4 protein-coding genes are annotated in these 3966 nt (G+C 58.2%); 1 reads left to right on the top strand and 3 read right to left on the bottom strand.

All coding sequences use genetic code 11. The annotated features are described in order from the left end of the window. Positions 1-54: 54 nt before the first annotated feature. From AC5ZGW_RS45480 to tnpA, 3 genes are all read right to left on the bottom strand, one after another. Positions 55-816 (bottom strand): IS66 family transposase, encoded by a 762-nt coding sequence (locus AC5ZGW_RS45480; protein WP_496114142.1) that lies wholly within the window; start codon positions 814-816, stop codon positions 55-57. A gap of 120 nt (positions 817-936) precedes the next feature. Beyond that, positions 937-1284, bottom strand: coding sequence for an IS66 family insertion sequence element accessory protein TnpB (gene tnpB / locus AC5ZGW_RS45485; protein WP_028169423.1), 348 nt, complete (start codon positions 1282-1284; stop codon positions 937-939). Beyond that, a complete protein-coding gene (gene tnpA, locus AC5ZGW_RS45490; protein ID WP_130231681.1) occupies positions 1281-1676 on the bottom strand; it encodes an IS66-like element accessory protein TnpA in 396 nt (131 codons plus the stop codon). The genes tnpB and tnpA overlap by 4 nt, the downstream gene beginning before the upstream one ends. Before the next feature lie 1347 nt (positions 1677-3023). On the opposite strand from tnpA, the gene AC5ZGW_RS45495 reads away from it, so the two are divergent. Beyond that, the gene (locus tag AC5ZGW_RS45495; protein WP_028169415.1) at positions 3024-3476 is read left to right on the top strand and encodes an RICIN domain-containing protein; all 453 of its coding nucleotides are present in this window, start codon (positions 3024-3026) and stop codon (positions 3474-3476) included. Positions 3477-3966: the final 490 nt, after the last annotated feature.

Below are 3966 nucleotides of genomic sequence, written 5' to 3' on the forward strand. Positions count from 1 at the left end.
GCCCTCCCTCATCGCTGTCACAGCTTGTGCTCACAGATTATCAGATCATCACGATCATCCTTTCTGTGTGCTTCTGCCTGTGTGCTTCTGCAGCACACTATCGTCGGCGTGGATGCGTTCCGCGCTCATGACGTGGATCCGGATGGCCTCAATAATGGGATCGAGTGCTACCACGCAGGCGCCGACCCGATCCGCCAGGGTCGAGACGTCGATCTCGATCCCTTCGCGGGCATAGGTCTTGCTCTGCCGGTTCAACGGCTGATGCAGTAGGAACTTGTTGACCAGCACCATCGCCAGCAGGCTCGGCCCGGCGAAGCCTCGCGGGATCGGATGGGAGGGCGCCGGCGCCTCTGTGATCGCCTCGCAATCTCGGCAGGAGAACTTTTCGCGGACATGCTCGATAATCTTCCAGCGCCGCGGCTCGCATTCCAGGGTCTTCGACACCACCTCGCCGAGCTTGTGCAGCCGTTCACTGCCGCACTTGCCACACGCGCAAGGCATGGGTTCGACGATACGTTCGACCGGCAGGTTATCCGGTAGGGGGCGTCGCGGCGGCCGTGGATTTTGCGCGCGCTTCTGTTTGGCGGCTTCTGGCGCTGCGAACTCGGCTTTGGTTTCCTGCTCCGCCTGAGTCTCTTCAAGATCTTCGATGGCGAGTTCGAGCTGCTCGACCAGCAGCTTGCCGCGTTCAGAAGATTGCCCGAACTGCTCGCGCCGTGCCTTGGCCAGCATCAGCTTCAGCCGCTCGATTTCCAGCCGGCCGACGGTCACTTCGCTCTTCGCCAGCGTCAGCTGTTCGCGCTGCGCAATGATCATCGCATGCGCAGCGGCAAGGTCGGCGGGAAGTGCATTGGCGGGCGTCGTCACGAGGACGATCAACCATATTCGCCGCAAAAAATCCCGCTGGATTCCTGCCGTGAGTCAAAGAGACACAGCTTAACCGGAAGCCTGTGGACGCCAGGTTGCCTGCAGCATCCGCCAGTCAATTCCGGACAGGAGATAGGATAGTTGCGCAACGCTGATCGTCACAACGCCGTCCGCCAGCGATGGCCACAAAAAGCGGCCGCGCTCCAACCGTTTCGTGAACAGACACGCGCCCTGGCCATCATGCCAAATAATCTTGATCAGGTCGCCGCGACGGCTCCTAAAAACGTAAAGATCACCAGTGTGCGGATCACGCTTCAAGCTCTCCTGAACCAGACGCGCAAGGCTCGGGAATCCTCGGCGCATATCTGTATGGCCGGTCGCAAGCCACACCCGCACATTACCCGGTATGGCAATCATCGGCGTTCAAGCACCTCGAGGACCCGCGCCAGCGCTTCCGGATCGACGTGCGCATCCACTCGGATGCGTCGCCGGTTGCCAAGATCGATCTCGATTAACCCAATACGCGCGGCCGCCACGGAGCGCACTCGGCCGTCACCCGCAGGCAAAAGCTTCGGAGTTTCCTCCACTTCCGTAGCGACGATCTGCACCGGCGCAAAAGATGGTACAACCCGCTCTGATTTCCGTGCTTGTCGACGCCAGGAAAACACTAGGCTGGCCGCTACTCCGTTGCGACGCGCAACCTCCGTCACCTTCGCGCCCGGCGCCAACGTCTCCTCAACAATCCGCGCCTTGTCATCCTGCGACCAGCGCCGCCGCCGCTCCAGTCCGCCCAAAACCTCGACCCGCATCGCCTGATGACCTTAAAGCTAGACTTAAGGTCACACGCTTCGCGAATTACCACGCGTCACGCAAGACGGCGCCCGTCGGATGCGTACCAAACGATAAGCTCATGCTCAGCTCAAACTCACTCTGCCTGGATCTGTAACAGCAGCTGGTCGGGATCTATGGTCGAGGCGAGGCGCTTTGGGTCTCAGCTGTGCTTGGTTCAAGATCGGATGTCCAAACTTCTGCACGAAGATCGACGTCGCGCGTCAGCTCAGCCTATTCATCGCGGTCACGTGGGTCGCGCGCATTCGGTCCTGACGTCGCTCACCAAATGTTCTACCGTTAGAGCCATTGGTTCCTAAACGAACTACTCTTGGAGACGGGAACCGGCCTGTTATCTAGCTGTCCCTCAGCTAGCGCCCGATACAGCCTGATATGAGCGGATCGGTGGAGGTGGAACGATGGCAAATGCCATGTTGATGGCGGGCTGGAAGGTGATTCCTATCGTCGTGTCGAGGTGATCACCGGGGAACGTCGGCCGCGACGATGGATGGGCGAGGAGAAGGTGCGGATCGTGGCGGAGATGCAGGCCTGCACACTCCGCTCTATGCCGCGGCGTGTCAGCCGCTGCCGATGCGGCGCGAAGAGATCGCGCATCGCTTCGCGACCTTCATCGGCAAGCCATAAGCCGTTAGCGCGCCTACGCGTGGCAGCCGCGCGAGAAACGGCGTCCCGGCGGTTGGTCTCCACACGATCGCCCTCGGCTTGCTTGGGATTAATGATGGCGCCATCACAGTGCATTCTTGGCCGAGTGACCGGATCAGGCGATAAAGACCATAGCCAGTTGGGACGGCTCGTAACAGAAGTGGACGCGGTCAAACCGGTTGGCAATCCGCTCTATGACGCGGCGCATGTTGATTTGATAATGAAAGCATCGACCTCCCGAAGAACCGAACCTTACCCTCCCGGCCTGCATCCGCAATCCCGACGGCATTTCTTAGCCTGGCCACATCGATTCCGACAAAGGCCTCCCTTAATCTGCCACGGCTCGTCCTCGTGATGAGGATCGGCTCGGTACGCCCGAGCAATCTTGGGACGCGCAGTGTTGGGCGAGCCATCTCATGGCAAGAGGCGCGCATACGGCCTTACTATTCAGCCATGTCCGACTGAAGACATTGCGCGTCGGGAAGCCAACGTTGAGATGTAAGCATCCCGCGGGCACAGGGAAGCGCACGATTTCGCGCCTTTCTCCAACTGCACAGAACGTTCTCCGGTGGCACGTATATTGCTGCAAGTGGTGGTGAGGCTCAATTCGCTGAGACCTTCATCGCGCGGTGGACAGCGCTTTCGGAAAGCAAGGATACCTATAAATGGGAAGCTATATAATCAAATACAAGGCGAATGAAGACTTCGTGATCGGCGTGCACGATCAGGCAGTGGGTGCTCCAATTGTACTTCGCAAAAGACATGCCGCCCTTCGATATATTGTCTGGGATATCGACCTTGCCGCCGGCTCCATTAGGCTGCACGCAAGTGATCGGCTTGCACTTGCGCCAAGCGGTAATGCCATCAGAGAAGCTAGGCTCTACCTTCAGTTCTACGACGCTGCCAACCCTAATCAGCAGTGGGAATTTGGGGAGAACCCAGGTCCTATCTACAGCTTAGTCAATCGCAACCTGTGCATCGATAACAATAATAGCAGACAGCAAGAAGGCAACCCAATTTGGCTCTATCCGGAGAACGGCACAGTCGCTCAGAAGTGGCAGCATGTACCACTATCGGGCCTGCGCGCTACGGATCTCGAGGTTGAAGTTGCAGGGTAACTTAAATCCTCTGCGCACGATGAGGTTTCATCAACGTGTGCTCACAGGGCGGGGCCGTCCAGATGTTCGACCCCCCTTCCAAAACTCTCACTTAACGGAGGCGAAGATCGAGAGGTTCGAGGCCGTAGCTGTGCTCCATTTGAATTGATGGTGTATCCAATTTAGGTAATTTAGGAGACCTGGAGCGTTTTCAACTGTATGTGGGTCACTATGCGTACCCGGCATGTCGAAAGTAGTTTGCACTGCTTGATAAGCTTTCCTATCAGCCTCATCGACGTTGTCACGGTGCGTGCGGGCCGCCGCAGCGCGCACTATGCCCGATCTCTGGCGACGTAACGTGATCGGAAATTGCTCTAGCAGTCTGCTGAAAAACGTGAGGAATGAAGCGTTTTTTTTCTGTTGAGGAGGCCTCCTTGGGCTGGCGCGTCCGGGAGGCTAGGTCTGGGCTGGCTGGGCTGCAACCAGTTTGGGGATGCGGATCAGATTATAG

This window comes from Bradyrhizobium sp. Crot121 (genome assembly GCF_059512385.1).

What these genes read in the sequence shown, in the direction of transcription:
- AC5ZGW_RS45480 (WP_496114142.1), bottom strand. Translation starts at nt 816, where the DNA reads ATGATCATTGCGCAGCGCGAACAGCTGACGCTGGCGAAGAGCGAAGTG.
- tnpB (WP_028169423.1), bottom strand. Translation starts at nt 1,284, where the DNA reads ATGATTGCCATACCGGGTAATGTGCGGGTGTGGCTTGCGACCGGCCAT.
- tnpA (WP_130231681.1), bottom strand. Translation starts at nt 1,676, where the DNA reads ATGCGGGTCGAGGTTTTGGGCGGACTGGAGCGGCGGCGGCGCTGGTCG.
- AC5ZGW_RS45495 (WP_028169415.1), top strand. Translation starts at nt 3,024, where the DNA reads ATGGGAAGCTATATAATCAAATACAAGGCGAATGAAGACTTCGTGATC.